This window comes from Arthrobacter sp. G119Y2, assembly GCF_038069765.1.
In the GTDB taxonomy this organism is placed as follows: domain Bacteria; phylum Actinomycetota; class Actinomycetes; order Actinomycetales; family Micrococcaceae; genus Arthrobacter_B.
On the sequence record NZ_JBBPFS010000018.1, the window covers coordinates 1 to 1038 of the forward strand.

The window sequence follows — 1038 nt, forward strand, 5'->3', positions numbered from 1 at the left end:
CCGCCTCGATCACCTCATCCGCTGGGCCCAGGCCCAGCAAGCCAAGACCCTCACCCGCATCCACACCCAGTTCCGCACCGAATACCACCAGGGCACCGCCACTCTGGACCCCGCGATGGCCTTCAGCCTCGCCGCCGAGGAAGCAGCTGCGATCCTGCACCTTCCCGCGAACACCGCCATGATGCTGATGAGTGAAGCCGGCTCCCTGTGCACCACCCACACCGCCACCCTGCACGCCCTGGAAACCGGAAACATCAGCTACGGCCACGCGCAGACCGTCATCGATCAATGCCAGAACATCCCCGCGAAGGAACTGCCCTCCTTCCAAACACAACTGCTGGACCTGGCTCCCGACCAAACCCACACCCAGTTCCGGGTCCGGGCACGGCGGCTGCGGGAGAACACCTACCCGGAAACCATCACCGTGCGTCAGCGCAGCGCCTTCGAGCAGCGGCGGGTGGCCCTGCAGCCTGACTGCGACGGAATGTCCTGGCTCTCGGCCCTGCTCCCGGCCGAGAAAGCCCAGGCGTTCTTCACCCGGCTCAGCCTCGCAGCCCGCGGCGAGCAGGCCCACGGAGACCCGCGCACCGTGGACCAGCTCCGCACGGACATCCTCACCGACCTCCTCGACGGCGGAAACCACGACGCTACGTGTGAGGGTGACTGCCCGCGTTCCGGCGCTCTTACCGGCACCGACACCGGCACCGGTGCCGGTATGGGAACGGGGCCCGGTCGCGGTGCTGGTAGTCGTCCCGATTCTGGTGCCGGCGCTGATCCCGGGGCTGATTCCGGTGCCGGTACGGGCGCCGGGGGTAAGCGTGCCGGTGCAGGTAAGCGTGCCGGTGCAGGTAAGCGTTCCGGGGCGGGCAGAAGCGGCGGTTCGAAGACCGGCACCGGGTGCGGCGGCCATGGCTCCCGGGCCCGGACCGAGATCCTGGTCCTGATCAGCGCCGAAACCCTCCTGGGCGCCGACGACCAGCCCGCGGAACTGCACGGCTACGGACCCATCAGCCCCGAAACGGCACGGCGGATGGCCCG

General features: G+C 69.1%; 1 protein-coding gene. It reads left to right on the plus strand.

The features are described from left to right. Positions 1-1038 (plus strand): DUF222 domain-containing protein (locus tag WKB88_RS18160; protein ID WP_341395967.1); only part of this gene is annotated, 1038 nt, incomplete at both ends.